Source organism: Clostridium beijerinckii (genome assembly GCA_003129525.1).
In the GTDB taxonomy this organism is placed as follows: domain Bacteria; phylum Bacillota; class Clostridia; order Clostridiales; family Clostridiaceae; genus Clostridium; species Clostridium beijerinckii_D.
The window spans coordinates 2410161-2436147 of record CP029329.1 but is presented as its reverse complement, the minus strand read 5'-3'; the positions used below and the strand labels follow the sequence as shown (position 1 = coordinate 2436147).

Here is a 25987-nt window from a genome sequence, read left to right as displayed (position 1 = left end):
TATATATTCACCTTTTCTATTGTGATAAGTTCTTGGTTGCACTTCGTGCCTTTATTAATTGGATAGGATCTTGGTTGTGCTGACGCACCTTTTCTAATGTGATAAGTTCTTGGTTGTGCTGACGCACCTTTTCTAATGTGATAAGTTCTTGGTTGCACTTCGTGCCTTTATTAATGGGCATACCTTTTTAATATTTCAACAATAATATTTGTGCAAATATCCATACCTTCTACTGTAATATGTTCAAATTCTCCGTGATATGCAAATCCACCTGTTCCAAGATTTGGACAAGGTAATCCCATATAACTTAGAGTTGCTCCATCTGTACCCCCACGAATTGGTTCTATAACTGGTGTGACATTTAAACTTTTCATAGCTTCTGTGGCGTTATCTATAAGATGAAAACAAGGTTTTATAAGCTCAACCATATTTTTATATTGATCTCTTATTGTAACTTTTACTGTCCCCTCACCATATTTTTCATTTATAAGTTTTTCTGCTAATTGTATCATTGATTTTTTAATTTCAAATTTTTCACCACTATGATCACGTAAAATATATTCCATAGTTGCATTATCTGTATTTCCACTAAGCTTCTCTAAATAATAAAATCCTTCATATCCTTCTGTATGTTCTGGTCTTTCACATGCAGGTAACATTGAATTAAACTCAATAGCTACATTTAAAGCATTTATCATTGTATTTTTTGCAGACCCTGGATGAACTGATACACCACTAATTTCTACTTTAGCAGCTGCTGCATTGAAGTTTTCAAAAGAAATTTCACCCTCGATGCCACCATCAATTGTATATGCGAAATCTGCACCAAAGTTTTTTACATCAAAGAAATGTGCTCCAAGTCCTACTTCTTCATCTGGAGTAAATCCTACACATATTTTTCCATGAGGAATATTTTCTTTCATTATAAATTCACATGCTGTAAGTATTTCAGCAATACCTGCTTTATCATCAGCACCAAGTAATGAAGTTCCATCAGTAGTAATAAGAGTTCTACCCTTTAAAGTTTTCAAATGAGGAAATCTCTCTGGAGATAAAATGCTGTTGTTTCCTTTTAAAACCACATCTCCTCCATCATAATTTTCAATTATCTGTGGTTTTACATTGTTTCCATTAGCTGCCGGTGCAGTATCCATATGAGCTATAAGTCCTATACTTAACTTTTCTTCATATCCTTTAGTTGCTGGAATATAACCATACACATAGCACTTTTCATCAACTTTAACATCTTGAATCCCAAGTTCCTTCATTTCTTTTACAAGTATATTTGCTAAATCAAATTGTCTTATAGTTGTTGGATGTGTATCCGAATTTTCATCTGATGTTGTGTATACCCCAACATATTTTAATAAACGTTCATAGGCTTTCATATATTTTCTCTCCTTCTAATTACATATAATCTTCATAAATGAAATCTCACTTATGATTTTTTTATTCTTATATTTAAATTTTATATAAGTTTTCTCTTATTTCTTATCTTCTATATTTTTTAGATGTATTTCTGTATCACTAACTTCTAAAAATATTTCCATATACATTATTTCTGAAAAACAACATTTAAATATATCTTCTTCAATACCATCTCTCTTATAATAATCGTGAGTATATCTATTTCTTAATCTTATAATTTTCAGTAAAAATTCACTCAACGTATCTTCCAGAAAATTATGAATCCGTGCTCTTTTTATTAATTCTACAGCTGAACACCCATCTACATAATTATCTGTCATTACTAAATAGGTTTCAGACATATCAATTATATATTCTGTAAAGTCTTGAAAATATCCTAAAATCGATCGTTTCAAAAAAATAGAATTTGTATTGTTAAACTCCTTCATAGCACCTCTAAGTAGAGAAAGCGTATCTTTAGCTACATAAAATTTTTTTTCTAATCTTTCTTTTTTATACTTATAATATGGTGACATTTTATTTTTGCCTCCTTAATAATTTTGTATCCTCTTTTATTAAAGAATCTAGCCATTCATTATTTCTTAAATATTTATTTATATACAGTCTAAAGTCAATTTCCCTGTTATAATCAATAATTATCTTATCTTGACTATCTATATAACACCTAGCTAAAGAAGAATCAAATTCATTTATATATAAGAAAGTTAAATGAATATTGTTATACTTAAAAAATTCTTCTAATGATGGAATTAGTTCATCTTCTAATTCAAATTCAAAAGAAACATCTCTCTTTTCATTTAATAATATTAATACATCTATATCGCTTTTATTTTTTATCCATGCTTGTGTATTATAACTACCGAAAAGAGCTAAAGCAATTATGTTGTCTTTGTCTTTATCTTTAATTTTAAACTCTCTTAAAAACATATTATCCTCCATATAAGTATAAATTTATTAATTATATTTAACTTTATTATATAGCATTTCACCTAATTCTTAAACATTTTTTAATATACTCACTCTCAGCTCACATTATAAGCATAAATTGTTAAGTGTTTTTATTTATTTATTTATAGACTTTGCACTATTTTTAGCAAAATCAAATAAGATGAAATAGTAATGTGTGTGAATAATATAACTAAAAATAAGATTATTATTTCAAAAAAGTACTCAAATAAAACAAAAAATCGTGACAGCAAGCCACGATTTTTTATCTATATATAATTATTTTACAAATTCTATAGTTCCCTTTGATAATTTAGCTATTCTTGCTAATGAATAAACATCATAACCCTTATCTTTTAACATTTGTGGACCCTTTTGAAATGATTTTTCTATTACAATACCTATTCCAGCAACAGTTGCTCCTGCTTCTTCTACTAAACGAGCTGCACCAAGTGCTGCTTCCCCGTTTGCTAAGAAGTCATCTATAATTAATATATTATCATCTTTATCTATGTATTTTTTAGATAGTGTCAATTCATAATTTAAATCTTTTGTATATGAATGTACTGTTGTTTGATAAACATCACCATTTAGAATTTTTGAACCTTGCTTTTTTAATGTAACCATAGGTAAATTCATTTGCATTGCTGTCATCACAGTTGGTGCAATACCTGAACTTTCTATTGTAAATATTTTTGTAACCTTATGATTTTCAAAATAATTTTTAAAATATGTACCCATTTCATACATTAATGCTGGGTCAACTTGATGATTTAAAAATGAGTCAACTTTTAATACACTTTCTGATAACGCTTGACCTTCTTCTAATATACGCTTATGTAAACTTTCCATTACTACTTCACTCCACTCTTTTCTTCTTTTAAAACTAAATTTAATATTAATGCAACAATAGTTCCAGTTGAAATCCCTGATGAAAAAATCATCTTTAACCCCTCTGGGAATTGACTTATAAACTCTGGACGAAATGTAACACCAACTCCAAGTCCTATTGATGTTGCTATTATTAATAAATTACGATTGTTTAATTCTACGTTACTTAACGTTTTAATCCCCGATGCGGCAACTGTTCCAAACATAACTATCCCAACCCCACCTAAAACGGGCTGTGGCATTATATTTATTAAAGCTGCAAGCTTAGGAAGAAATCCCAAGATAATTAGTATTATACCTGCCATCATAGCAACATATTTGCTTGCTACTTTTGTTAAAGGAATTAATCCAATATTTTGGCTAAAAGATGTATTTGGAAAAGTTCCAAGGACACCTGCAATCATACTTCCAATACCATCTGATAATACTCCAGCTCCAATTCTTTTATCATCCATTTCAACTTTTGAAACTTCTCCAATAGCCTTAAGACACCCCACAGTTCCAATAATTGAAACAATATACGCTGGTATAAACGGAATTACTAATTTCAAATCAAAATTTACTCCATATGAAAATATCTTAGGAAATGATATGAATTTTGCTTCACTAATTGCTGAAAAGTCAACTATACCAAGAGGAATACAAATAAGATATCCAAATACCATTCCAATTAATATTGAAGCACTGCTTACTAAGCCTTTTCCATATCTGTTTAAAAGTAAAGTAATAATCATTACACTCATCGCTATTGAAATATTGATTAATCCCCCATAATTTGGTGATCCACTTCCACCAGCTGCCCAATCCATTGATACTGGAAGCAAAGTTAATCCTATTAATGTTATTACTGTACCTGTAACAAGTGGTGGAAATAATTTCATTATCGGTTTTATTATAAAGCTTAAAAATACTGATACAAATGCTCCAAGTATAGTACCACCTATAATTCCTGGCATTCCATAAACACTTCCAATAGCAATTGAAGGTGCTACAAATGTAAAATCGGTTCCCATTATACATGCAACTCTTGCTCCAACTGGACCAATTCCTCTTGATTGAATAAATGTTGCTATTCCAGCCGCTAATATTGTTGCACTCATAAGTGCTGTTGATATAGTCGCATCAAATCCCAATGCACTTGAAATGACTAATGGAACCACTATAATTCCACCAAAAGCAGCAAATATATGCTGAAAACCCAATAAAATTTGTGTTGATAAGTTAGGTTTGTCGTTAATCCCATAAAGAAGTTCACTATTTTCATTAATAGTGCAATCAGTTTTTTCTAACTTGTCCTTGTTGCTGAGCTTCATATTATAATCAATCTCCTATATAAAAAATTCACCCATACATCAAGTGAAATTTGATTCAGGTGGGGTTTAATCCCCATCTGAATCTTAGTTGAACTTATCTAGAGTCGTGCCGCTGTTATACAACCACTAATGTGATTTGAATAAGTTCGACTAACCAAATACAAGATTTGGACTCTCACTTATCTCCCACTTATAGAAGTGGGAGTGTTACAGCGGCTAGACATCAGATAAAAATAGCAACTTACAAATATACTATTCAAGTAAATTTTTCCAAAATAAAAAGCACCTCCAATATAAATGAGGTGCTGTATTTCTAGATAAATATCTTTAATAATACTTAACACTAAAACACTACCTCGTAGTCTGCTAATTTATGGATAGCAGGTAGAAACTTTCCAACCATATTATCGGAAATATACGAGTTTTTTGTATGAACTGATTATTCATTATATCATATTCGTTCTTTTTATACAAATAATTTAGTTGTTTCATTGTTAAAGTCTTTTTCTTCATATTATATATTTTTATTATTACGATGATGACTTACCAATTTCAATTCTTCTCGTTTCTTCATTAAAATGAGCATTAATATTTTCACAGGTTTCTTCTAGAATCATTTTTGTTTTTCCAAAGCAAAATATTGTATTTTTAAATGCTACAGCAACACTTATTTTCCCAAATTTAGGTACAATTAGTGTTGTAGGTATATCTGCTTTACTTCCTACAATTCCTGCACTAATATTTTCACCAGCACATAATATTCCACCTCTTGCAACAGAATCAGACCTTGTAAAAAGTATGTCTTTCATTGCAGTAAGTTTTGATATGTATTCTCCTTTTCCTCCTATTATAATGTTTCCTGTAGATTTTATCTCACAATCTTGACAATATCCTATTCGTATATCTAATGGAACTATTATATTTTTTTCATAATAATCTATTTCATTTTCTAATATCTTAATTAGGTTATATAAATCATTTAAAGTGTTCATTTTTAAGATATTATATCCTAGTACTTTATCTTTAATAAAATCAACTAGTTTATTATGCTTTATTTTATTTTTTATATTTAATGATACTATATTTAAAGCTACTTTTTGAAAATTACTAAAATTTCTTTCAGTTAAAGTTCTTATATAGTCGCTAGTTTCAAATTTTGATTTATTAGGATTTAGCGAATTTATAGCATTAATCATGTTTAATACAATATCTTTAAATTCAACTAATACATCTGAATATTCCTTTTTTCTTATATCAATTTGTCCTGATAAAATTTTCGAATTAATTGCATTTCCGAGTATAGTTATTTCTCCACCAGTAACTACACTTGAAGTATTAACATTTTGACTTACATCTAAAGAACCGCCTGCCTTAACATACATATTGTCATCAACGCTATTATAAACCTCTATATCTCCATAAAACTTTATATTACAAGTATTCATATTTACAGACTCTATAGTATAGATGGGGTTAACGCTAACATTTCGATTTGCTATATGAGCTTTTCCATCAATAATTGCTATAATATTATTATCTTCAACTTTACATCCATTTGAAGTGTTTATTGGCATTTTTCTAATATACTCTCTCTTTATCACTGTTCCTAATATATTAATTCCATCTTCACCAATCACTTCTGGAACTATTTCTGCAATTTTATCGCCTGCATTAACATTTGAAATTCTAAATAGATTTTTATAATCAACTTTTTCTTTAGAATCTGGTTCTGGAAACATAATTTGAGTTGGCGTAAAAAATAACTTTACTTCACTAGGTATATCCTTTACAGGGCTTTTACCTTCTGCAATTAAAATTTCTTTCACAGAGCCTTCTGTTGCTAATTCTAATTGATCTTCTTTAATTCCATAGACTATACCCTTTTCTTTTAGAATTGCCTTTAACTCAAAAGTTGTAAAATGTTCTGGTTCCTTTTGAGATATGATTTCAGTAGAGATAGCTAAATTAAAAAAGGCTTCCCTATCTTTTAGTTTGTACTCAATTTCAGGTATATACTCTACAGTTATATATGCTTTCATTTTGTCTTCAGAAATAATTACATTTGCTTTCCTATTAGATTGAGTTTTTTCACAATTATATGTTATTTTGTCACTTGAAGTTACTTCATATACCTTATGAATCTCACATTCTTTATCATTAATAAATAATTTTATATTCTTACGAGCTTTTATTGTTATGCGTTCTTCATTTGAACTATCCACAACTATTATTTCCCCATTAACAACTTTAGCTCCTTCATCCTTTTGCATATTTATCCCCCAAAATAAAAACTAATACAAAATTTGTTAAAAAATTCGTTCTCTTTTAATATAGCATTTATATTTAAAAGGAACAAGTAAATAATTACATTTAATGATGTGTATTTCATCAATACGTTGAAGATTATTAATATACATTTCTTGCACACTGTTTTCCATTTTTGACATACCAAACTTTCCGAAAAATCCAGTTACTCCAATTAATAAAACAATAGTCATAAAACCTGCAAATCCATAAATCACCACATTATAGTTCTATTCTTCCACCGATGATTATACATTTTGAATCTTTTCCATGTCCAATTTCATTTGTCTTTGCAATTGGCATATTAGGATTATTTACAATTTCTTTTATTATTTCTACTACACTTGGAGAATATTTTTCTCTTTCCATTTCTGTGTAACTTCCAAGTATTATTCCTTTAACCTTTTTAAATACACCAATTTGTTTATATTGAGTTAAATATGTGGTCACTTTAGGCACATCTCCCCCTAAGCTTTCTAAAAATATAATTTTATCTTGAAAATCCGGCATATATTCTGTGCCTGAAAGTTTTAAGAAGCAACGAAGATTTCCTCCCACAACAATTCCATTCATGGAATTTCCTTGTATCCATTGATAATTAAAAGTTAAAAGTTCATTACCACTACTCATAAATGTATTTTTAAAGTCTTCAATTTGTTTATTCTTATTAACTTCTATTAAATTTCTTATTTGATACAGATAAGTTTTCATTCCTGTTTTTGAATATAAAGAATTTATAATTACAGATAAGTCACTATATCCAAAGAAAGGTTTAGGATTATCTTTCATAATTTCAAAATCCAAATGCTCCAAAATTCCATTAGCTAAATCTCCACCAGACACATCAAATATAGCTTTGATACTAGAATCATTAAAAAAATCCATCAAAATTTTAGCTCTTTCCTCACCAGTTCCATTGAAATTAGAAATTTTTTTATATATTTTTTCACTGAATACAGTTTTAAGACCAATAGTATTTAATGTAGTTTCTAATTTTTTCATCTTTATTATGTTACTTTCATCCAATCCGTTAGAACAAGCAACAATGGCTACTTTATCACCATAATTTAATAAGCTCATAAATCTACTCCTTTGATACATCAAAATATGCTTTGATTATATACCAGATATTAACACAAAGTAAATTAAACCATAATAAGTTAAATTAATAACTATTATGATTTAATTAAAATTATATATATTTAAAATTCAAACACTCCACATGTTTTAAGAATTAATGCTTAATATTCAATTGCCAAGGCTTAATTATTAATCATTTAGAATTGAACATTAACAATTAGTGCTTTTATAATTACCAATATAATTCAACTTAGAAGTTAGTATCTATATACTTAAAATGCTGCTTTATAAATATTAACTATATCATTTTCATCAAGTGGTTTAAATGCATACTTAAAGTATGGATTTATAGCTTTCTTTGCCATTATTTCAAATTTTTCTTCTTCAATTCCAACTTCTCTTAAAGTACTTGGAATTCCAAGTTCCTTAAAGAATTCTGCTGTTTTTTCTATTGCAATATTTGCTATTTCGAAATTATCTAAGTTTTTGTCTATTCCCCAAACATTTACTCCATATTGTGCAAATTTATTAACAGTAGTATCATCTAAAGAATATTTCATCCAATGAGGTGTTAGTATTGCAAGACCTACCCCATGTGTTATATCATAAAATGCACTTAATTCATGTTCCATTGGATGTACAACCCATGGTGAATTTGTTCCATAAGATATTAATCCATTAATAGCCCAGCTTGATGCCCACATTAAGTTTGCTCTTGCATCATAATTAGTAGGTTCTTCTATTGCTACTTTTCCATATTTTATGCAAGCTCTAAGTAATCCTTCTGCTGTACTGTCTTGAATGTCTACACCTTGTGTATGATTAAAATAGTTTTCGAAAATATGACTCATAATATCAGCTGTTCCTGCTGCTGTTTGATTTTTAGGTACTGAATAAGTATATTCTGGATCTAAAATTGAAGCCTTTGGCTTCATATTCTCATGGCCTGTGCCAAGCTTTTGATTAGTATTCATATCAGAAATTACTGCAAAACTATCCATTTCTGAACCAGTAGCTGATAGTGTCAATATTGTAACTATAGGTAAAACCTTATCAATTTTATTTGGATTAGTTACTAAATCCCAAGCATCACCATCATATTTTACACCTGCTGCAATAACCTTCGCACAATCAATAGTACTTCCTCCACCTACGGCAAGAACAACATTTACATTATTTTCTCTACAAAGTTCAATTCCTTTCCTAACAGTTTCAATTTTAGGATTAGGCTCAACTCCTGAAAGCTCAACATAAGATATTTCATTATCGCTTAAAATTTTAGTCATTTGATCATATAATCCAATTTTCTTTATGCTTCCTCCGCCATAAGCTATAAGAACTTTATTTCCATATTCTTTAATTGCAGCTGCAAGATTCTCTATTTGTCCTTTTCCAAAGTAAACTTTTGTTGGTATTGAATAATTGAAATTTTCCATAAATACTCTCTCCTTTTATGATTTAGTTATATATATTATATGTTACACCTTAGAGTTAACTATAAGTCAATAGTTTGTTTTAATAGTCTCCACTTAAGCAAAAATAACTTATTATATTCACAATATAATCTTCTATTATGTCAGTTGCAATATGATTAGTCACCTTTTACATCATTCCTATATTGTTTTTTATATGAAAACAATTAACTCAAAATTTTTATATTCTCACATTATATTATTTAGCAATTAAATACTTTTATACTATATATAATACAGAAGTTTAGATTTAACAAGTTCTCAGTTATTTTAAAAAGAAATACAAAGAATAGTGGGTATAAATTTTGTGCTGAAATTACACATCCATGTAAAAAATAGACTATACTCTAGCTAACGTTTAAAGCAGTTAAATGCTATACTAATTTAAATTCATACAACACTTAACTACTAACTATATAAATATTAATTATAAGCTATTTTATTAGAAATAATAGCTTTTCCATTTATAATTTCCACATTTTCTCCATTGACATTTACAATCTTTCCATTTAAATTATGAATAATAAATTCTATATCTTCATACTTATCATCATATTTATGATCTATTATTTTAACTTTTATTTCAACCTTATCACCGGTTGTTACCTTTATCTTATAATGACTAAACTCTCCTGCTTGATATTTAAAGCTTTCTCCATCGTCTATATAGTGATGATATCTTGTTTCTGTATTTTCATTGCTTAAGTAAACCTCTAATGTTAATTTATCAGCTTGTTTCTCACCAATATAGTTTTGTTCCTCAGCTATTGGAATTAAAGTTCCTCCTTTAATAAATATTGGGCAACTATCTAGAGGTGCTTCTTTAATTATATTTTGTCCACCTTTATATTCTTCTTTTGTCCAATAATCTATCCAAGTTTCTCCTTTTGGAAGATATACTATTCTAGCTTTTATTCCTTGTTCAACAACTGGTGCAACTAAAATATTATCTCCGCAAAGGAATTCATCATTAATTTCATAAGTATTTTTATCATTTTGATAGTTAAATAATAGTGGTCTTATAAGTGGCGCACCACAGTTACTACAATTCCACATTGCATCATAAATATATGGAAGTAATTTATAACGTAACTTTATATACTTTCTATTAATTTCTTCTGTATTTTTATCAAAAGCCCAAGGTTCTTGATCTCGTGTTCCCATTGATGAATGATTCCTAAATAGTGGAGTGAATGTTCCGACTTGTACCCATCTACTTAATAACTCTGCACTACAGTCATGTCCAAATCCACCTACATCAGTTCCACAGAAAGCCATTCCACTAAGTCCAAGATTCATGAGCATTGGAATTGACATTCTTAAATGTTCCCATGTACTTTGGTTATCTCCAGTCCATACAGTTGAGTATTTTTGTGTTCCTGCATAACATGCTCTAGTTACTATAAATGGTCTCTTTCCAGTCTCTTTTTTTAATCCTTCATAAGTAGCTTTAGCCATCATATGTCCATATACATTATGTGCTTCTTTATGAGTTACTGGTATTCCATCATTATTAAACATAACATCGTCAGGAAGAGGACCTTTAAAACTTGCTGGTTCATTCATATCATTCCAAATACCGTTAACACCAATATCTGTCATTACCTTTTGATTTTCTGCCCACCATTTTCGTGTCTTTGAATTTAAAAAATCAGGATAAACAGAATCACCTGGCCAAACTTCATTTCTATATACTATTCCCTGATTATCAGTTGCAAAATATCCATTTTTAAGACCTTCATCATAGATTTTATATCCCTTATCCACCTTAACACCTGGATCTATTATAGTTACTACTTTAAATCCCATACTGTTTAACTTTTTAATCATGACTTCTGGATTTTCGAATCTTTCATTATTCCAAGTAAATACTCTATATCCATCCATATAATCTATATCTAAATATAATGTGTCACAAGGTATTCCTTTTTCTCTAAAGCTATTTGCAATTTCCATAAGTCTTTCTTCATTTTCATAAGACCATCTGCATTGTTGATATCCTAGTGTCCACTTTTGAGGTAAAGGCATTGTTCCAGTAATTTTAGTATATCCTTCAACTACCTTTTTAACTGATGGTCCATAAATAAAGTAATAATCTAAGTTACCATCTGCTCCTGAAAAATAGTAATATTTAGAATTATCTCTTCCCATATCAAAATGAGTTTCAAAATGATTATCAAAAAATATGCCAAATGCATTTTCTTTATTAAGTGTAATTAAAAATGGAATTGATTTATAAAGTCTATCAAAAGTTTCACCATGAGGTTTTGGATTATCTGTATTCCAGTTTACATAGTGATATCCCCTTTTATTTAAATGACCACTCTTTTCTCCAAGTCCATAAAAATACATATCTTCTTCCATTTTCTTTGAAACATATACTTTACAATCAAAACTTCCATTTAGATTGTGACCTTCAGCCTCTGCAACCTCATAATCTCCAGTCCTTCTTATAAATGGCTCTTTTTCACCTCTATAATCTGCACATAATAATTTTTCTTCTTTATCATAAATGTCAACTTTAAATTCATCATATATCTTAATTAATAATTTTCCTGTAGATATTTGTATTCCTTTTTCTATATTTTCAATTTCAAAGTCACAATGGCTAACTTTTAGATTTTCAACTGATTTAGAATTTCTTTCTTCCCTAAATAAAGGAGCAAAAAAATTAATAATATGAGCGCTTATTATTTTTATAAAAACCTTTTCTTGTTCAAATTTAATATTAATTACATTCCCATCAACTTCATAACTTAATAATTTCCCAAAGATATCATTTTCTTGTTTACATTTTTTCATAACTCTCTCCTCCAATTAAATCTATACAAGATAATAACAAAGTGGCTATACCACATTTTAAATAGTAATGGATAATTTTTATAAAATGATCTTATCTTTCTTAAAAAGTTTTTAATTTCACTCTGTGCTTATTTTTTATTTGTATCTACTTTTGAATATCATTATAATGTTATTATATAGTGATAATATCTAAATTTCTTGCAAATTTACAGCTAATACTAACACAATTCTGCTGCAATGGAGGTTTATATGAATAATGTTGAATTAAAAAATCTAAAAGAAAATGCTGTTCATGGTGATTTTATCTTACCTTTTACTACTTATTACTGTGGATTTTCTGAAATATATTATGCTATACCAATACATTGGCATGAAGAAATAGAATTTACTATAATAAATGAAGGTATAGGTGAATATAAAATAGATTTAATTTCCTATCAATTGGAAACAGGAGATTTGGTGTTAGTAAAGCCCTTCTCTTTGCATTCCATCCATCCAATAGATAACAAAAATATGTATTGGAGCACTATGGTGTTCAATTTAAATATGTTGAAAAGCGCTATTACAGATGGTTGTCTTATTAAATATTTTGCTCCAATATTAAATAATGAACATCAATTGCCTTTAATTATTAAAAAAAATTCTAAAGGTTATGATGAATTATTTAATACTGTCACAAAAATTTTTGATTGTTATAATTCCAAGGGTATTGCTTTTGAAATCGAATTAAAATCCCTTCTATATCACTTTTTTGGACTTCTTTATAAATATGATTTAATAGCAAAAAATAAAGTTACATCTTTATCAAGTGATGTAACTAATAAAATAAAAATAATATTAAATTATATAAAAGAGCATTACATGGATTATATTTCAATAAAAGACATGTGCTCTATTTGTAATTTTAGCGAATATCACTTTATGAGATTTTTTAAGAAGTATATCGGAATGACATGCATTGAATATATAAATACTTATAGACTTGAGATAGCCTCGAAACTTTTAGATACTACTGCTAATTCTATAATGGATATATCCTTTGAAGTTGGCTTTAACAATGTATCATATTTTAATAAATTATTTAAATCTAAATATAAACTTACTCCAAGAGAGTTTAGAGAAATTAATAAAAGTCTGTAAATACCCAAGGCTAAAACTACACTTAGGAGTATCTACATAGATACTCACCTTCTAAGTTATACTCAAGTATATTTTTCACTGTTGGTATCTATTGCATAGCTCCGCTCCAGTCAAGGTAATATCCATTAATGATTGTATTGTATGCCATGTCGCCTCCAGAATTTAGATAATACCATGATTGGCCATCATTTATCCAACCAGTTTGCATTACTCCATCTGGATCCATGTAATACCATTTTCCTCTTACCATTTTCCATCCACTTGCTGGGACTCCTTGTTCAAGCAATACCCATTTTCCATCTGAAGTCTTCCCCCAGTAATCACCGCTATTACCTGTACTTGGTGAAGTACTTACTATAGTATTTCCTACATTTGAATCTATAGTTTGATTTGTAGTATTCGTTGTTGATGTAGTAGTAGTCGCCGTTGTCGAAGTGGTGTCCTCACTCTCTGCCACCTGCTGCGGAGTCATTTCACTTGAAAAACTATTTATATATTTGCTAACTCTATAGTTGCTTTTATCAATATCCGTCCATTCAAATCCTGGTTCTAAATTATTTAATTCATCCTTAGTATAGTCATCCTCAGTTGAACTTGCTGCATAAGCACACGTTCCTTGAGCTAAAACTGCTACTATGGCTAAAGTTAAAATTCTAAATTTATTACTCTTCATTTTTTTCATCTCCTAGAATATTTTATGTAAATCATTATTTTATCGAAAATTATAATTTTATAATTAATTATCGATTAGATTCTTTAATTCTTAAGTCTTTTCTAATTATCAATTTCTAAAATCCCTATATTTCTTTTTTATTGAAAATATCCTCTACTAGAAATAAGGAGCATGTTTTGTTAAGTGTTTCATTAGAAACCGTAACAAAAGCATGCTCCTTATTTCGACTGATTATCCTCATAAGTAGAGTTTTTACCATGGCAATATATTGGATTTATATTATTCTATTTATTTCTAAAATTATAGATTCTATGAATTTATCTTTATCTATCTCTTTAAAACATATTTCATTTTCATTTACAGGAACATAAGCATAAGATGAACCTATGAATTCATATTCTTGGTTAATACGTTCTATACATTCGGTAAAAATACCTTGTCCACCACTAGATAATGTAATATAAACTGAACTTATATTATTGGTATCATCACATATATAGTCATTGGTAAGCTTTACATCGACCAGCTTTCCATTAACCTCAATACTACATAGTACTTCATTCCAATCATCAATGTACCTATTATACGTAGTTATAAAATTATATTGTCCAAACTTTTCATCTATTACATTTTCAATTTCTATAACCATGTTTTCTATACATTCTTTTAATATATTTTCTATTTCCTTCTTGGAGTATATTATTTTTTCATTATCCTTATCAAGATTATCAAATTCATCAATTGGCATACAAAACTCATATTCTTGTTTTAAATTATTAGATTGATCATATAAATCATCATAAGTTAAATTTTCATTTTCATGACAGTTAAAACTTCCTCCCATTTTAACCACGGCCCTTTATAATATTAACTATTTTAAATATATTAAAATAATTAACATTATATAACCATAATTCTATTGATATCCCAATAAGATTAGAGTTTATTTAAATGTTATTTCTATTTAGATTAGTTATCCTATCATTTAATAATTCTATTATGGATACATATAATAATTTGAAAAATATATTAAGCAATTGTATACACGTTATTAGAATTGTTTAATAATATTTAATTGTACAGGATTATTTCCTTGTATTAGTTTGAAGTATTCCATTAAGACACATTCAAAAAATATGGTATAATGTTAATAATAAATATATTCAAATTCACATCGTTTCTAAATTACAGTAAAACATATAGATGTTTTGAGTGATTAACAATAAATAAATCTATAAAAAACCATATAAATTTTTGAAAAATAAATAAAAAAAGATTAAGGAGATTAATATTATCATATGAAAATTCAATTTGATAAAAAACTACTTAAATATTCGATATATATAACTATTACAGCCGTTATAATATATATGGCATTTTTAATTATTTTAAATATTGCTACATTATTTAAAACTACATTCGATATTGTAGGCTATTTAGTTAATTTAGTTAAGCCACTACTCATAGGAATCGTAATTGCTTATCTTTTATACCCAATTACTAGAATTCTCGAAAACTTTTTAGAAAAAAATAATATCCATAGAATTCAAAAAGCAAAAACAAGACGTGTCTTAGCTATTATCTTTTCATACCTTTTAATAATAGGTATTTTTTTAGGATTGCTTTGTGGAATTTATTTTATGATTGGTGGTCAATTGTCAAACAATATCACTATAACTAATATGACTCAAACTATTTTTCAATACTTAAGTCATACATCCTTTTCAACTGAATCCATAACGAAAACCTTAGATGGTTTAAATAATTCTTTGGTTGACATCATTAAACCATATATTATAGATGGAATTAGTTATATTCAAAAGTATCTTGAAAATAACCTTGGGAATATGACATCTTACATAATGTCTATTGGAAGCAGCATTGCGACATTTTTTATTGCACTGATAATTAGCATATATCTTATAAAAGATGTTGAATACTTTATGAGCTTATGGAATAAACTTTATTATTTAGTATTTAGAAAAAGTAATGTTGGTGGTACGATTGCTTATATTTTCAGAGTTATTCATGAGGTTTTTGGTAAATACCTACGAGGTCAATTATTAGAAGCATTTTTTGTTGGGGTTTTATCTGCAATAGCACTTTCAATTGCAGGTATAGATTATGCTTTTATTATTGGTATAATTGCAGGTATATGCAATATGATTCCTTATGTAGGTCCAGTTGTTGGTACTATTCTTGCTGCAATAATTGGATTACTTAGTGGAAAACCAATTAAAGTGCTCTATGCAATCATTGCAATGTTATTTGTTCAGCAAGTTGATAATAACCTTCTCGCACCTAAAATTGTTGGAAATAGTGTAGGCTTACATGAAGTATTTACTATGCTGGCAATATTGATTGGTGGTAATGTAGGCGGATTGCTCGGAATGCTTCTTGCAGTTCCAATTGCAGCTTCTTTTAAAGTGTTATTTAATAATTGGTACGAAAATTATATGAGAAAACAAGATAATTCTTAAATGAAAATCCAAATCTTGCATTTGGGTCTTCGAACTTACTCAGCGAAGGTCTGTGAGTCGGGTTTCCTTTATTTCTGAGTATGAGATTTGATAGTAAAAGCAATGAAAAGAATAAGTAGAATTGGATAGCCAAATTTTTGGCGTACTTGAAGAGTTAATCGTATGATTAATTTAGACGGCTTGTAAATCAAGGTGGCGTTCAAATAAATAAGGATAAAGTAACTGATTTTGATAATACAACCATTTCAAGTGGCGATATAATTAAACTAGGCAAAAAAAAGTTTGTTCAAATAATAAAATAACCTCTTGTATTAAATACCTATTTTAACTAAATTCAGGTGAAGTGTTAATCCTTCACCTGAAAAATTTCAATTTATGATATCCATGCCCCGTTTGAATCAACTCTATACCCATCAATAATAGTGTTAGTTGCCATATCTCCACTAACTGGATAGCAGTAATACCACTTCCCATTATAATATATCCAACCTGTTTGCATTGCACCATTATTTCCTAAGCAATACCAATTATTATCTATTATATTCCAACCTGTAGCATAAATACTCGTATTCCTTAAGAAATACCATGAATTATTACTAAAATACCAATTGCCATCTAGATGTGATTTATAACCTATTGAAGGTTGTCCATAATTACTTGACCCTTGATTACTATTTGATGTTACTTCATAATTTTCATCACATATTGGATAATTATTAGCTTCCCAAGTAAATCCATCACTTCTTAAAGTTTTATCATTTTTAAGAAAATATTTATTATTTGTTACATCATTATTTGTAGCATCCAAATGGTACCATTTCCCATCAATCTTAACTAAATTCCATCCATGTGCAACTCCATCTAAATCACCAATGATAATTTTATTTTCTATTCCTGCTAAATTAAACATCTTATAAGCAGTCATTGCATAACCTTGACATATAGTCTTTCCTGTTGTTAATGCAGAATATACATTATTAGATAGCAGACTATCATCATATTCATATCTATCAACTATATACTTATTTATTGTTTTGATTTTATCATAATCGCTCATGTTGTTTGTAATTATAGAATTAACTATTGTTGTTAACTCTTTATTTATATACTCTTCTTGTTCTTTGGTTGTTAAATAAGTGACTTTTACGGTTGCTCTATTTCCCACTCTTTCATATTCTAACCTCTTTAATGATCTAGTTAAATAATCATCTTTTTGAGCAATATCTTTTATTACATCTAAAACATCAGAGTTATAGTAATTAATTTCAAATTCTGTATCCCAATTTTCTAAGTGGTTATATACAGACGTGTTTAAATCATAATCTACAGCAAATGCAGGTTGTCCACCTATTGCTAATATTACTATTAATCCTAATATTAGATTTTTAATAAATTTTTTCATCAGTAAATACCTTCTTTCTTTCTCTAAATTTTCAATATATATACCTTTAAATTAGGTTTATTTAATTTTTAAATTAGCTGTTCACCTTCCCTTCAAAACAATAATTCAAATTTATTCTGTTAAAGCCCTCCAAATTATTACCATATATCTTAATTATTCTTATTATACCATAATACTTTTTTTAATAATATAGAATTTCATCTTGGAAATCCGCAATACAACTGTCGAAAAATATGTAACTTGTAGACATCTTAATAAATCATTTCTTCTCACTATATAATAAAAGAACTCCACGAATGGAGTTCAATAATATAAAAAAAAGGCTAATCATCTTTTCTTATGAGCATAAAATATCCTCTTTTCATTGCTAGTAATTATAACTTTTTATAAATATACTTCCTAGTATTTCATCATACTATGAACTTATCTTTCCTTTATATAATTTTGAATTTCTTTTAATACATAAGTTTCTCTAAAAATCCAATTTGCAATAGGTTCAGTTCCTGTATCTATTATGTTCTCATTGTTCTTTATTGCATCGTCTATATTAACCCATTCAGGTTTGAATTCTAACTTTGCTTCATATGGATCTAGTTTTTGAGATTTTATTATATTAGTTACCTCAGCAATATAATAATATGATATCATCTTAAAAACACAATCGTTAAAATACCTGTCTTTACTTCTTTCAGTTACAATTCCAACTTGATTATTTACTGCGTTACAAACATAGCCTGTTTCTTCTTCTATTTCCCTTTTTAGTGCATCTATGTGTCCCTCATCTCTTTTTATTCCTCCACCAGGGAATTTGTAGTCTTTATTTTTAGAATGTACCATTAGAATTTTGTTATCCTTTATTATAATTCCTCTAACAGCTTCCCTAAAATTAATATTCCCAATTGAATCACTTACTTTATCTATTTCAAAAAGTTTATTGAACATCATAGCTATGTCTCACATCCTTATTAATCTAAACTTTGAAGTAATTATTACAAATTCTAAATCTATTAAAATAATACTATTTACTTTTAGATTTAAAAATATTCTGTATAAGTTATTCCTAAATTTAATTTTTCTATAACATAAATTATACTGCAATTATCTATTCTTGTAAAAAATACTTTTAATAATTCATAAAATATTAATAATTCAATCTTTTATTAATATTTAATCCAATTTTAATTGTTTTTTTAGTATTATTATAAGTTTTGTCTCTATATATTTGATAATTTATTGATTTTTTTCATCGTTCTATTAACTATAAATCTTTTTTAGAGAAATCATAATTTACTCTTCTTTCTTTACCATTTGCTTATTTTATATTGTTCATGTTATTTTTGGTGGTTCCATATATTTATATTTCTATTAAGGATATAGCAAAAGGCATATAAGCACTTAGTCAAGCGTTTATATGCCTTTTGGTACATTTTAAAAATACTAATTTAGAATGCTAGTTTGTTTATTCAATCACTTCTAAAACTGGTCTATATCCTACTGTTGCATATTTCAAGTCCTTATCTGACTTATTAGACTGTGATCCCCTTATTATACAGAATTTTTGATTTTTAAAATACTCACTTTGTGTAAGACTAGCAAAATTAAACCAATGCCACAAATTCTTGTTTTCTTCATTTATTTCATCTTCACTATCTTCATTTGATATATTACCTATGTGGTACTTGGTATATTGGGGAAGACCTACAATATTATCTACGTTTACTATATATCTATCCCATTCACTAGATTTATTATTTTTCTTTTCAGCATATCCAGTTAAAAGTCTTAAAATATACTTTTTACTTTCTATTATTACTACTTTGCCAAAAATTAAATTTTGTTCATTTAATTCGTTCCAAGATACTTCCTTTAAGATGTTTCTATCACAAACTAAAAGTCTCTTATCATTATCATTTATTTCTACCCATGATAATTTATCTTCGTCACTTTTATTTGTATCCCTTATTTCTATTTTTTGTCCTGAATATACTGGAACATCTTTAAACTCAAAAAAATCTTCTGGTCTTTTTTGCTTTTCATTATCTAAATACAATGTTCCAAATTTTCTAGTATTACCCGTGGAGTATTTTTCACTTTTTAAAAGCTTCTGTATTTTATTAATCCTAATCTTTTTAGTTATGGCTAGGGCACCACCTAAAACTACCATAGTTCCTAATATCCTACCAGTACCTATTAATTTAGTTTTTTTATCTTTATTCATAAATTCTGTCCCCCCTTTTTTCATAGTTATTTTATACATCTAACAATCTAATTATGACAACTTTTTTATATTTTATTTTTTATTGACTTTGTTGTTTCATTTAATTTTCTTGCAGTTCCTAGTAAAATATCAATTGATTTAGCTTGTGATGTTGACATTTCAAATACTGCTGTTTTAATAGTTTCACATCTACAATTTAATTCTGATACAGAATTTGCATGAGTATCAATCTGATTTATCTCTTCTACTATTTGTTTAAAAGTTTCTTCTGCCATCTTTACTGTATTTATACTTTCTTGTATAAGTTCCCCACCCTCTCTTGCATTTTGAGTTGTTTTATTTATTGCAAGTGTTATATCATTTATTATACTATAAACACTATTAACTGCAGTTTTAACATCATCTGCTAGTTTTCTAATTTCTGTTGCAACTACTGAAAATCCGCGTCCTGCGTCCCCTGCTCTTGCTGCTTCTATAGCTGCATTTAAAGCTAATAAATTAGTTTGATTTGCTATATTTCCTATAAGCTGAATAATATCTATTGCTTCCTTTGTAGAATTATTTGCGACTTGTACAGAATCGTCCAATAATTTATTAGCTCGATATATTTTTTCCATTGAAGCGTCCATATTTTCCATATTCTCAGTACCTACACTTGTAAAATACATTGTCTTAGCTAGTGATTCTGCAAGTTTTATAGTACCATCGTTTGCAGATTCAGACGTATTAGTTAATTCTTTAAGATTATTACTTATTTCATTAACACTACAAACCATTTCACTTATAGTATTATTTAAAGCTTGTACTGTTTCTTCTTGAAATAATGCCAATTCTTGCATTTCATGTTTTTTCTTATTATCAACAACATTAACTATATTTATAGACGCTTCTTCTTTTGCCATTGGAATTACTGTTGTGTCCGTAATTTCTTCATGCATTCCTTTATTTTCAATTTTTACATCATCATACTTTCCAAATATTATTAAATATATTGCTGCAATTATGGCTGATATCAATGCGATTATTCCTGTAGCTATAACAGACTTTTCTAAAAATGCAGGTATTAAAGAACTCGTTATAATTATTACTGCAATAACGATAATGTTTACATTTCTCTTAATCATTTTGATCGTTCCCTTCTTGTTTTATTATATTTATTTGTTGATTTAAATAAATTATTTAATGTCATATTTTTTTATTTATTTAAATATTTCATTAATCACAGTATTATTATATCTTATCTTGGTAAAAATTGAAATATAAACAATTATATTTCAATTTTGCTTAATTTTAAAAGGAATATTTTCAATAATTAATGAAAATATTCCTTATTATTGTATTATTATTTATAATACTATATTTATTCAATTTATAAGCCTATGTTTAAGCCACTTAGTCCCTCTTAGTCTAATTAAATACATTATTCCACGAATAACCCAATCCATATACATTCCAATCCATATTCCAAGAATTCCAAACCCACATACAACCCCCAATATATAGCCAAAGCATATTCTAAAAATCCACATACCTATAAAAGCAGTCATCATAGTATATAGAGTATCACCTGCTCCTTTAAGTCCTGCCGGGAGTATAAATGAAATTGGCCATGCTAACCATGCTAGACTGTTGCTTTTAATTAACATTGCTGTAAGTTTTATTACTTCTAGATCAGATGTATAAAGACTTGCCAGCCATTCAGAAATTGGTATAAATAAAAGTCCTAAAGATACTAAACAAATAGTAGCAAACTTAACTAAGTAAATTAATTCACTTTTTGCGCCTTTAACATCATTTCTACCAATATTCTGACCAACTATAGTAGTTGCAGCTAAGCAAAGTGCAGTTCCTAGAACATTAATTATTTGTGCTATTGACATTCCAATAGCATTAGCCGCAATCGAAGTTGTTCCCATTGTTACTATGAATACCTGTACTATTAATTTTCCTGCATTAAAAATCACTTGTTCTATACCTGCAGGTATTCCTATATTAAATATACTTTTTTGTACGTCAATATCAAATTTGAACGGAAATAATTTCCTTATTTTTATAATTTTACTTCCTCTAAATAAAACTATCATTATAATCATAGTACCAATTATTCTTGCTATGGCTATTGATAGAGCTGCTCCCATTATTCCAATTGACGGCACATTAAGAACTTGAATTCCATATATTAATATGTATCCTAAAATAATATTAATCATATTCATAAACATTGTAATATACATTGGGGTTTTAGTATCGCCACATCCCCTAAGTATACCATTGGCAATTTGCTCTACAGCAATAAATGGATATGTAAATAAAGTAAATTCTATATATAATTTAGCATCTGATTTAATCAACTCTTCCGCTGAACCATAAAGAAAATTTATTATAGATACACGAAAAATCCATAAAGACAATGTTATAATTCCTGATATTATAATTCCTGATATTAATGCTTGTTTGGCGGTTTCATTAACCTTTTTAATTTGCTCTTGTCCAATTTGTTGCGCAACTACTACAGTTGCACCAACTGATAACGCTGCAAAGAAAGATATAAACAGCATGTTTATTGAATCAACCATTCCAATTGCTGAAACTGCTTCTTCTCCAATATGTCCTGCCATCATGGTATTGCATACTCCAAGTAGCATAACAAAAGTTTGCTCTATCATTATTGGTACTGCTAACTTTAAAATATTTTTTCGTATTAACATTTTATGACATCTCCCTTGTTATTTGCTGTCCATAAATTCATTATATAGTAAAATATATTGTTCACGTTAACAACTATAATAATATGAATATACTATATTATTATAGAAGTATTTGTATCAAAATTCAAATTATCAGATAATTAATTTCTACCTTTACACACTAATTCCACGACTAAATTACCTGCCTATGAATATCTGTGACAATACAAACTTGTTTTTTTATAACATAATTTCTTATCTTCTATTAATACTAAGTATAACTCTGTTATCAATTATTTTTATATAATCCATACCTTATGTAGATATACATACCTAAAATTGTACTTATACTATGGAAATATACCCAACTAGAAATGAAGGTCATGCTTTTGTGGAAGTGTTACTATTTCGGATTTAGCTGTAGATATTTCTTTAGTAGTAGTTGTTCCAAAATGCTTGTTAAAAAAAGTGAGAATCGAAAAGTGAAGGTCCAAATTTTATATTTGACCTCCTGAACTTTCCCCTTGTAGGCATCTTACATTTCGTTCTTCGAACTTTCTCTGTGAGTGCTTGCCTTTGAGGCTAGCTTTTTGGTACAACTTCTGCTATTAGAAATTCACAGCTAAATCCTCACGTAACCTGAACAAATGCATGACTTTCATTTCGGTGTGACATACATTTAAGTGCAGTCTTCACTGTGGGTATCTATATTTCACACGATTAATTAATAGATATTTTATTTTCTACTATTTCATTCTTTATTAATTTATTGTTATCTCTAGAGATAATTCCTTTAGAATATGCTTGTACTAATTGTCCTTGATATTTAATTGTCTTTTTACTCGTAAGCTCTAAAACACTCCCTGCAAGTTTATCATTCACATAAACTTTGCCAGAATAATCTACTATTATATCTTCCTTGTCTACCGGCTTTGATAACGTTAATGTCTTCCATTGAAGCTTATCATTATTTAATATTGTATAATAAATTTTAGTAATTTTATCATTTACTTGCTCACCAAAGTATACATTATCACCAATATCAGTACCCAATACTTTTGTGATTTTAACATTAGGTATTTCTATATTTCCTTGACTATTTAATATAGTTGCATTTTCTCCCATTTCCATTACTGCATTTGCATTTGTAGTTGGAACTATAATATTCCCTATATCTTTGTTTGTCCTAACTTCTGCTAATTGATTCATTACATTTGCATAATACAAATCACTTTTCCCATTTTGCTTTTGAACCTTTATGTAAAGACTATGTGTTGCATTTGAAAATACTACGTTATCAATTTTATCATTTCTATTTTTTATGTTTATTTTTACTTCATTTAAATTAACATCTGTAAGTTGTCTTGCTTCTCCTTTATTTGCAGTAAATGATACTGGTTCAAAGTAAAAATCTCCATCTTTCTGTACTTTCTGAATAATAATTATGCTATTTTCATTTGTTAACCACTTATAAAATACTACTTCCCCATCGCTATCACTTTGAAATTCTTTTTCACTGTTATCATTACTATCCAAAACTTTAAGCTTATTATCTTCTAAGAAAGCTACAAATCTTCCGTCTGATGATAATGAAACTTGACCTATTCCATCTTTTATATTAATTTCATTTAGATTCTTCTCTTTTGGAATTTCTTTTTCTTCAACTTTTTCAGCTTCTATTTTTACATCTGTAGCTAGATATACCTTTTCTACATATAAAAATATACTTTGTTGAATTACTAATGCTATAAGAGTCCATGCTAATATTCTCACCAAGTTTTTCATTAATTAATCCTCTCCTACACAAAATATACGTCGTATCTTTGGATACTTATTTTATTTCAGTTCCATAAGATTTAGAAAGATTTTCTTTTCTTTCATGTGTATTACTCAACATAAAATGCTGTAGCAACAGACCTTTCTCCATCCCACGCATTAGGAGAATTTATCACCTCACCTTTATAATACATTGTTGATGAATATCCGCCATCTAGTGCACCTGCATTAATAGCTCCTCTTTCAATCATTATTTGTTGCACATCATATATACTTGCTCCTGGCGCTGTAATTTTTCTGCCATCGATAACCAAAAATATTACTGTTCCATCTTCCTTTTGTCCAACTGCAGTTCTAGGGTTAAGTCCATCTGCCATTTTGTCTCTAACCTGCGGCTTTCCATTAATTATAATATTAGGTCTTCTAAAACACATTGCTTCCTGTACATCTAATTTTTGAAGTTCCACAAGAGTATGATCTCCAACTATAAGTTTTCCTCCTTTTGTAAAAGCAATGACATTTTCAATATTATTTTTCTTCACATTAGTTTTTGGGTATACAACTTTTCCTGCAGAAATTACAAAGCCACCCGGTTCTGCCCCAGTTCCTGCATAAAGTGTTCCATCTGAAGACTCATCAACAAAAGCGCCTCCATTAATAGCAGCAATAGCATTATATTCATTTGCCATTTCACTTGTCTTTTGTCCTATTTTACCTACATATTTTGTCATTGCAACCTTAACACCTAAGGGATTCTTTATTTCTAATACATATCCATCGTACCTATCTGTATGTATATCATATCGACTTATATCATTTCCACTTGTGTATTTAACCTTTATTTTATTAATATCTGTAGCAATATTTTGAGTAATCTGTTCTTTTGGCTCTTCTTGCTTTACTCCTAAAATTTCATTTATACTTTGTTGCGAAATAAAATCAGTTATTAAATATGCATGTCTTGTTCCAAGTAAAGTTGATACAAATACCCTTCTCGTATTTTCATATGGTCCGAAAACCAATACAAGCGGAGTTGTTATTCCTAAAAAAACAACTATATATATTATTCCCATAAGAAATACTAATGGTTTAAATTTCTTACTTTTTGATTTTTCCACTGTCCCTTGATTATCTTCCGTGTCCATTTATTACCTCCAAATTGCATATCTTAAATTTTTTCCATGTATATCAGTTCTTAGCTATCAACTCTTTAGAATATTATTGCTAACAACTACATAGTAATTAACAATTATACATTACTATATATAAGATACACTCCTAAGCACACTTTGACAATAAGTTTACCCATTATTTTCTAAACATCATATAAAATAAACCAGAAATAGAAGGAACAATTGTCCCTTCTACTCAAATTA

21 protein-coding genes and 1 riboswitch are annotated in these 25987 nt (G+C 28.1%); of the genes, 2 read left to right on the top strand and 19 right to left on the bottom strand.

Translation table 11 applies throughout. The features are described 5' to 3' along the window. Positions 1 to 170 precede the first annotated feature (170 nt). The 10 genes from pepT to DIC82_10720 all read right to left on the bottom strand — a co-directional run bounded on the left by pepT (position 171) and on the right by DIC82_10720 (position 12235). Positions 171 to 1388, bottom strand: a complete 1218-nt coding sequence (gene pepT, locus DIC82_10765) for a peptidase T (GenBank protein AWK51482.1) — start codon at positions 1386 to 1388, stop codon at positions 171 to 173. A gap of 96 nt (positions 1389 to 1484) precedes the next feature. Beyond that, positions 1485 to 1943, bottom strand: a complete 459-nt coding sequence (locus DIC82_10760) for a hypothetical protein (GenBank protein AWK51481.1) — start codon at positions 1941 to 1943, stop codon at positions 1485 to 1487. Position 1944: 1 nt separating this feature from the next. Then, a complete protein-coding gene (locus tag DIC82_10755; protein ID AWK51480.1) occupies positions 1945 to 2355 on the bottom strand; it encodes a hypothetical protein in 411 nt (136 codons plus the stop codon). Between the two features lie 297 nt (positions 2356 to 2652). Further along, the gene (locus tag DIC82_10750; GenBank protein AWK51479.1) at positions 2653 to 3225 is read right to left on the bottom strand and encodes a xanthine phosphoribosyltransferase; all 573 of its coding nucleotides are present in this window, start codon (positions 3223 to 3225) and stop codon (positions 2653 to 2655) included. A 2-nt stretch (positions 3226 to 3227) separates the two neighbouring features. Continuing rightward, complete coding sequence (locus tag DIC82_10745; GenBank protein AWK51478.1) at positions 3228 to 4577, bottom strand: purine permease; 1350 nt, start codon at positions 4575 to 4577, stop codon at positions 3228 to 3230. A 339-nt stretch (positions 4578 to 4916) separates the two neighbouring features. Then, positions 4917 to 5018, bottom strand: a riboswitch (purine riboswitch). 89 nt (positions 5019 to 5107) lie between these two features. Then, positions 5108 to 6847 carry a DUF342 domain-containing protein gene (locus tag DIC82_10740; protein AWK51477.1) on the bottom strand — a complete coding sequence of 580 codons (1740 nt, stop codon included), beginning with the start codon at positions 6845 to 6847 and terminating at the stop codon, positions 5108 to 5110. A 36-nt stretch (positions 6848 to 6883) separates the two neighbouring features. Next, positions 6884 to 7075, bottom strand: coding sequence for a hypothetical protein (locus tag DIC82_10735; GenBank protein AWK53071.1), 192 nt, complete (start codon positions 7073 to 7075; stop codon positions 6884 to 6886). A gap of 28 nt (positions 7076 to 7103) precedes the next feature. Beyond that, complete coding sequence (locus DIC82_10730; protein AWK51476.1) at positions 7104 to 7961, bottom strand: LD-carboxypeptidase; 858 nt, start codon at positions 7959 to 7961, stop codon at positions 7104 to 7106. Positions 7962 to 8233: 272 nt separating this feature from the next. Continuing rightward, positions 8234 to 9397, bottom strand: a complete 1164-nt coding sequence (locus DIC82_10725) for an NADH-dependent alcohol dehydrogenase (protein AWK51475.1) — start codon at positions 9395 to 9397, stop codon at positions 8234 to 8236. Between the two features lie 459 nt (positions 9398 to 9856). Continuing rightward, positions 9857 to 12235, bottom strand: coding sequence for an alpha-glucosidase (locus tag DIC82_10720; protein ID AWK51474.1), 2379 nt, complete (start codon positions 12233 to 12235; stop codon positions 9857 to 9859). A 249-nt stretch (positions 12236 to 12484) separates the two neighbouring features. On the opposite strand from DIC82_10720, the gene DIC82_10715 reads away from it, so the two are divergent. Beyond that, positions 12485 to 13375 carry an AraC family transcriptional regulator gene (locus tag DIC82_10715; GenBank protein AWK51473.1) on the top strand — a complete coding sequence of 297 codons (891 nt, stop codon included), beginning with the start codon at positions 12485 to 12487 and terminating at the stop codon, positions 13373 to 13375. A gap of 88 nt (positions 13376 to 13463) precedes the next feature. Here the strand turns inward: DIC82_10715 and DIC82_10710 are convergent, their stop codons facing one another. Both DIC82_10710 and DIC82_10705 read right to left on the bottom strand, forming a co-directional pair. Continuing rightward, the gene (locus tag DIC82_10710) at positions 13464 to 14048 is read right to left on the bottom strand and encodes a cell wall-binding protein (GenBank protein ID AWK51472.1); all 585 of its coding nucleotides are present in this window, start codon (positions 14046 to 14048) and stop codon (positions 13464 to 13466) included. A 274-nt stretch (positions 14049 to 14322) separates the two neighbouring features. After that, positions 14323 to 14892, bottom strand: coding sequence for a hypothetical protein (locus DIC82_10705; GenBank protein ID AWK51471.1), 570 nt, complete (start codon positions 14890 to 14892; stop codon positions 14323 to 14325). 454 nt (positions 14893 to 15346) lie between these two features. Here DIC82_10705 and DIC82_10700 point away from each other — a divergent pair, with 454 nt between their 5' ends. Beyond that, positions 15347 to 16528: an AI-2E family transporter gene (locus DIC82_10700; GenBank protein AWK51470.1), complete on the top strand. Its 1182-nt coding sequence runs from the start codon at positions 15347 to 15349 to the stop codon at positions 16526 to 16528. Positions 16529 to 16901: 373 nt separating this feature from the next. Here DIC82_10700 and DIC82_10695 read toward each other — a convergent pair whose 3' ends face one another. The 7 genes from DIC82_10695 to DIC82_10665 all read right to left on the bottom strand — a co-directional run bounded on the left by DIC82_10695 (position 16902) and on the right by DIC82_10665 (position 25756). Further along, a complete protein-coding gene (locus tag DIC82_10695; protein ID AWK51469.1) occupies positions 16902 to 17930 on the bottom strand; it encodes a cell wall-binding protein in 1029 nt (342 codons plus the stop codon). Between the two features lie 423 nt (positions 17931 to 18353). Continuing rightward, positions 18354 to 18881, bottom strand: a complete 528-nt coding sequence (locus DIC82_10690; GenBank protein ID AWK51468.1) for an NUDIX hydrolase — start codon at positions 18879 to 18881, stop codon at positions 18354 to 18356. A gap of 508 nt (positions 18882 to 19389) precedes the next feature. After that, positions 19390 to 20148, bottom strand: a complete 759-nt coding sequence (locus tag DIC82_10685) for a hypothetical protein (protein AWK51467.1) — start codon at positions 20146 to 20148, stop codon at positions 19390 to 19392. Positions 20149 to 20213: 65 nt separating this feature from the next. Beyond that, positions 20214 to 21269 (bottom strand): chemotaxis protein, encoded by a 1056-nt coding sequence (locus DIC82_10680; protein AWK53070.1) that lies wholly within the window; start codon positions 21267 to 21269, stop codon positions 20214 to 20216. A 243-nt stretch (positions 21270 to 21512) separates the two neighbouring features. After that, positions 21513 to 22856, bottom strand: a complete 1344-nt coding sequence (locus DIC82_10675) for an MATE family efflux transporter (protein AWK51466.1) — start codon at positions 22854 to 22856, stop codon at positions 21513 to 21515. A 699-nt stretch (positions 22857 to 23555) separates the two neighbouring features. After that, entirely contained in the window at positions 23556 to 24620 is a 1065-nt protein-coding gene (locus DIC82_10670; protein ID AWK51465.1) for a hypothetical protein, read from the bottom strand. Between the two features lie 101 nt (positions 24621 to 24721). Continuing rightward, entirely contained in the window at positions 24722 to 25756 is a 1035-nt protein-coding gene (locus DIC82_10665; protein ID AWK51464.1) for an exopolysaccharide biosynthesis protein, read from the bottom strand. Positions 25757 to 25987 lie beyond the last annotated feature (231 nt).

Coding starts and splice junctions, on each gene's coding strand:
- pepT (AWK51482.1), bottom strand. CDS start 1,388: ATGAAAGCCTATGAACGTTTATTAAAATATGTTGGGGTATACACAACA.
- DIC82_10760 (AWK51481.1), bottom strand. CDS start 1,943: ATGTCACCATATTATAAGTATAAAAAAGAAAGATTAGAAAAAAAATTT.
- DIC82_10755 (AWK51480.1), bottom strand. CDS start 2,355: ATGTTTTTAAGAGAGTTTAAAATTAAAGATAAAGACAAAGACAACATA.
- DIC82_10750 (AWK51479.1), bottom strand. CDS start 3,225: ATGGAAAGTTTACATAAGCGTATATTAGAAGAAGGTCAAGCGTTATCA.
- DIC82_10745 (AWK51478.1), bottom strand. CDS start 4,577: ATGAAGCTCAGCAACAAGGACAAGTTAGAAAAAACTGATTGCACTATT.
- DIC82_10740 (AWK51477.1), bottom strand. CDS start 6,847: ATGCAAAAGGATGAAGGAGCTAAAGTTGTTAATGGGGAAATAATAGTT.
- DIC82_10735 (AWK53071.1), bottom strand. CDS start 7,075: ATGACTATTGTTTTATTAATTGGAGTAACTGGATTTTTCGGAAAGTTT.
- DIC82_10730 (AWK51476.1), bottom strand. CDS start 7,961: ATGAGCTTATTAAATTATGGTGATAAAGTAGCCATTGTTGCTTGTTCT.
- DIC82_10725 (AWK51475.1), bottom strand. CDS start 9,397: ATGGAAAATTTCAATTATTCAATACCAACAAAAGTTTACTTTGGAAAA.
- DIC82_10720 (AWK51474.1), bottom strand. CDS start 12,235: ATGAAAAAATGTAAACAAGAAAATGATATCTTTGGGAAATTATTAAGT.
- DIC82_10715 (AWK51473.1), top strand. CDS start 12,485: ATGAATAATGTTGAATTAAAAAATCTAAAAGAAAATGCTGTTCATGGT.
- DIC82_10710 (AWK51472.1), bottom strand. CDS start 14,048: ATGAAGAGTAATAAATTTAGAATTTTAACTTTAGCCATAGTAGCAGTT.
- DIC82_10705 (AWK51471.1), bottom strand. CDS start 14,892: ATGGGAGGAAGTTTTAACTGTCATGAAAATGAAAATTTAACTTATGAT.
- DIC82_10700 (AWK51470.1), top strand. CDS start 15,347: ATGAAAATTCAATTTGATAAAAAACTACTTAAATATTCGATATATATA.
- DIC82_10695 (AWK51469.1), bottom strand. CDS start 17,930: ATGAAAAAATTTATTAAAAATCTAATATTAGGATTAATAGTAATATTA.
- DIC82_10685 (AWK51467.1), bottom strand. CDS start 20,148: ATGAATAAAGATAAAAAAACTAAATTAATAGGTACTGGTAGGATATTA.
- DIC82_10675 (AWK51466.1), bottom strand. CDS start 22,856: ATGTTAATACGAAAAAATATTTTAAAGTTAGCAGTACCAATAATGATA.
- DIC82_10670 (AWK51465.1), bottom strand. CDS start 24,620: ATGAAAAACTTGGTGAGAATATTAGCATGGACTCTTATAGCATTAGTA.
- DIC82_10665 (AWK51464.1), bottom strand. CDS start 25,756: ATGGACACGGAAGATAATCAAGGGACAGTGGAAAAATCAAAAAGTAAG.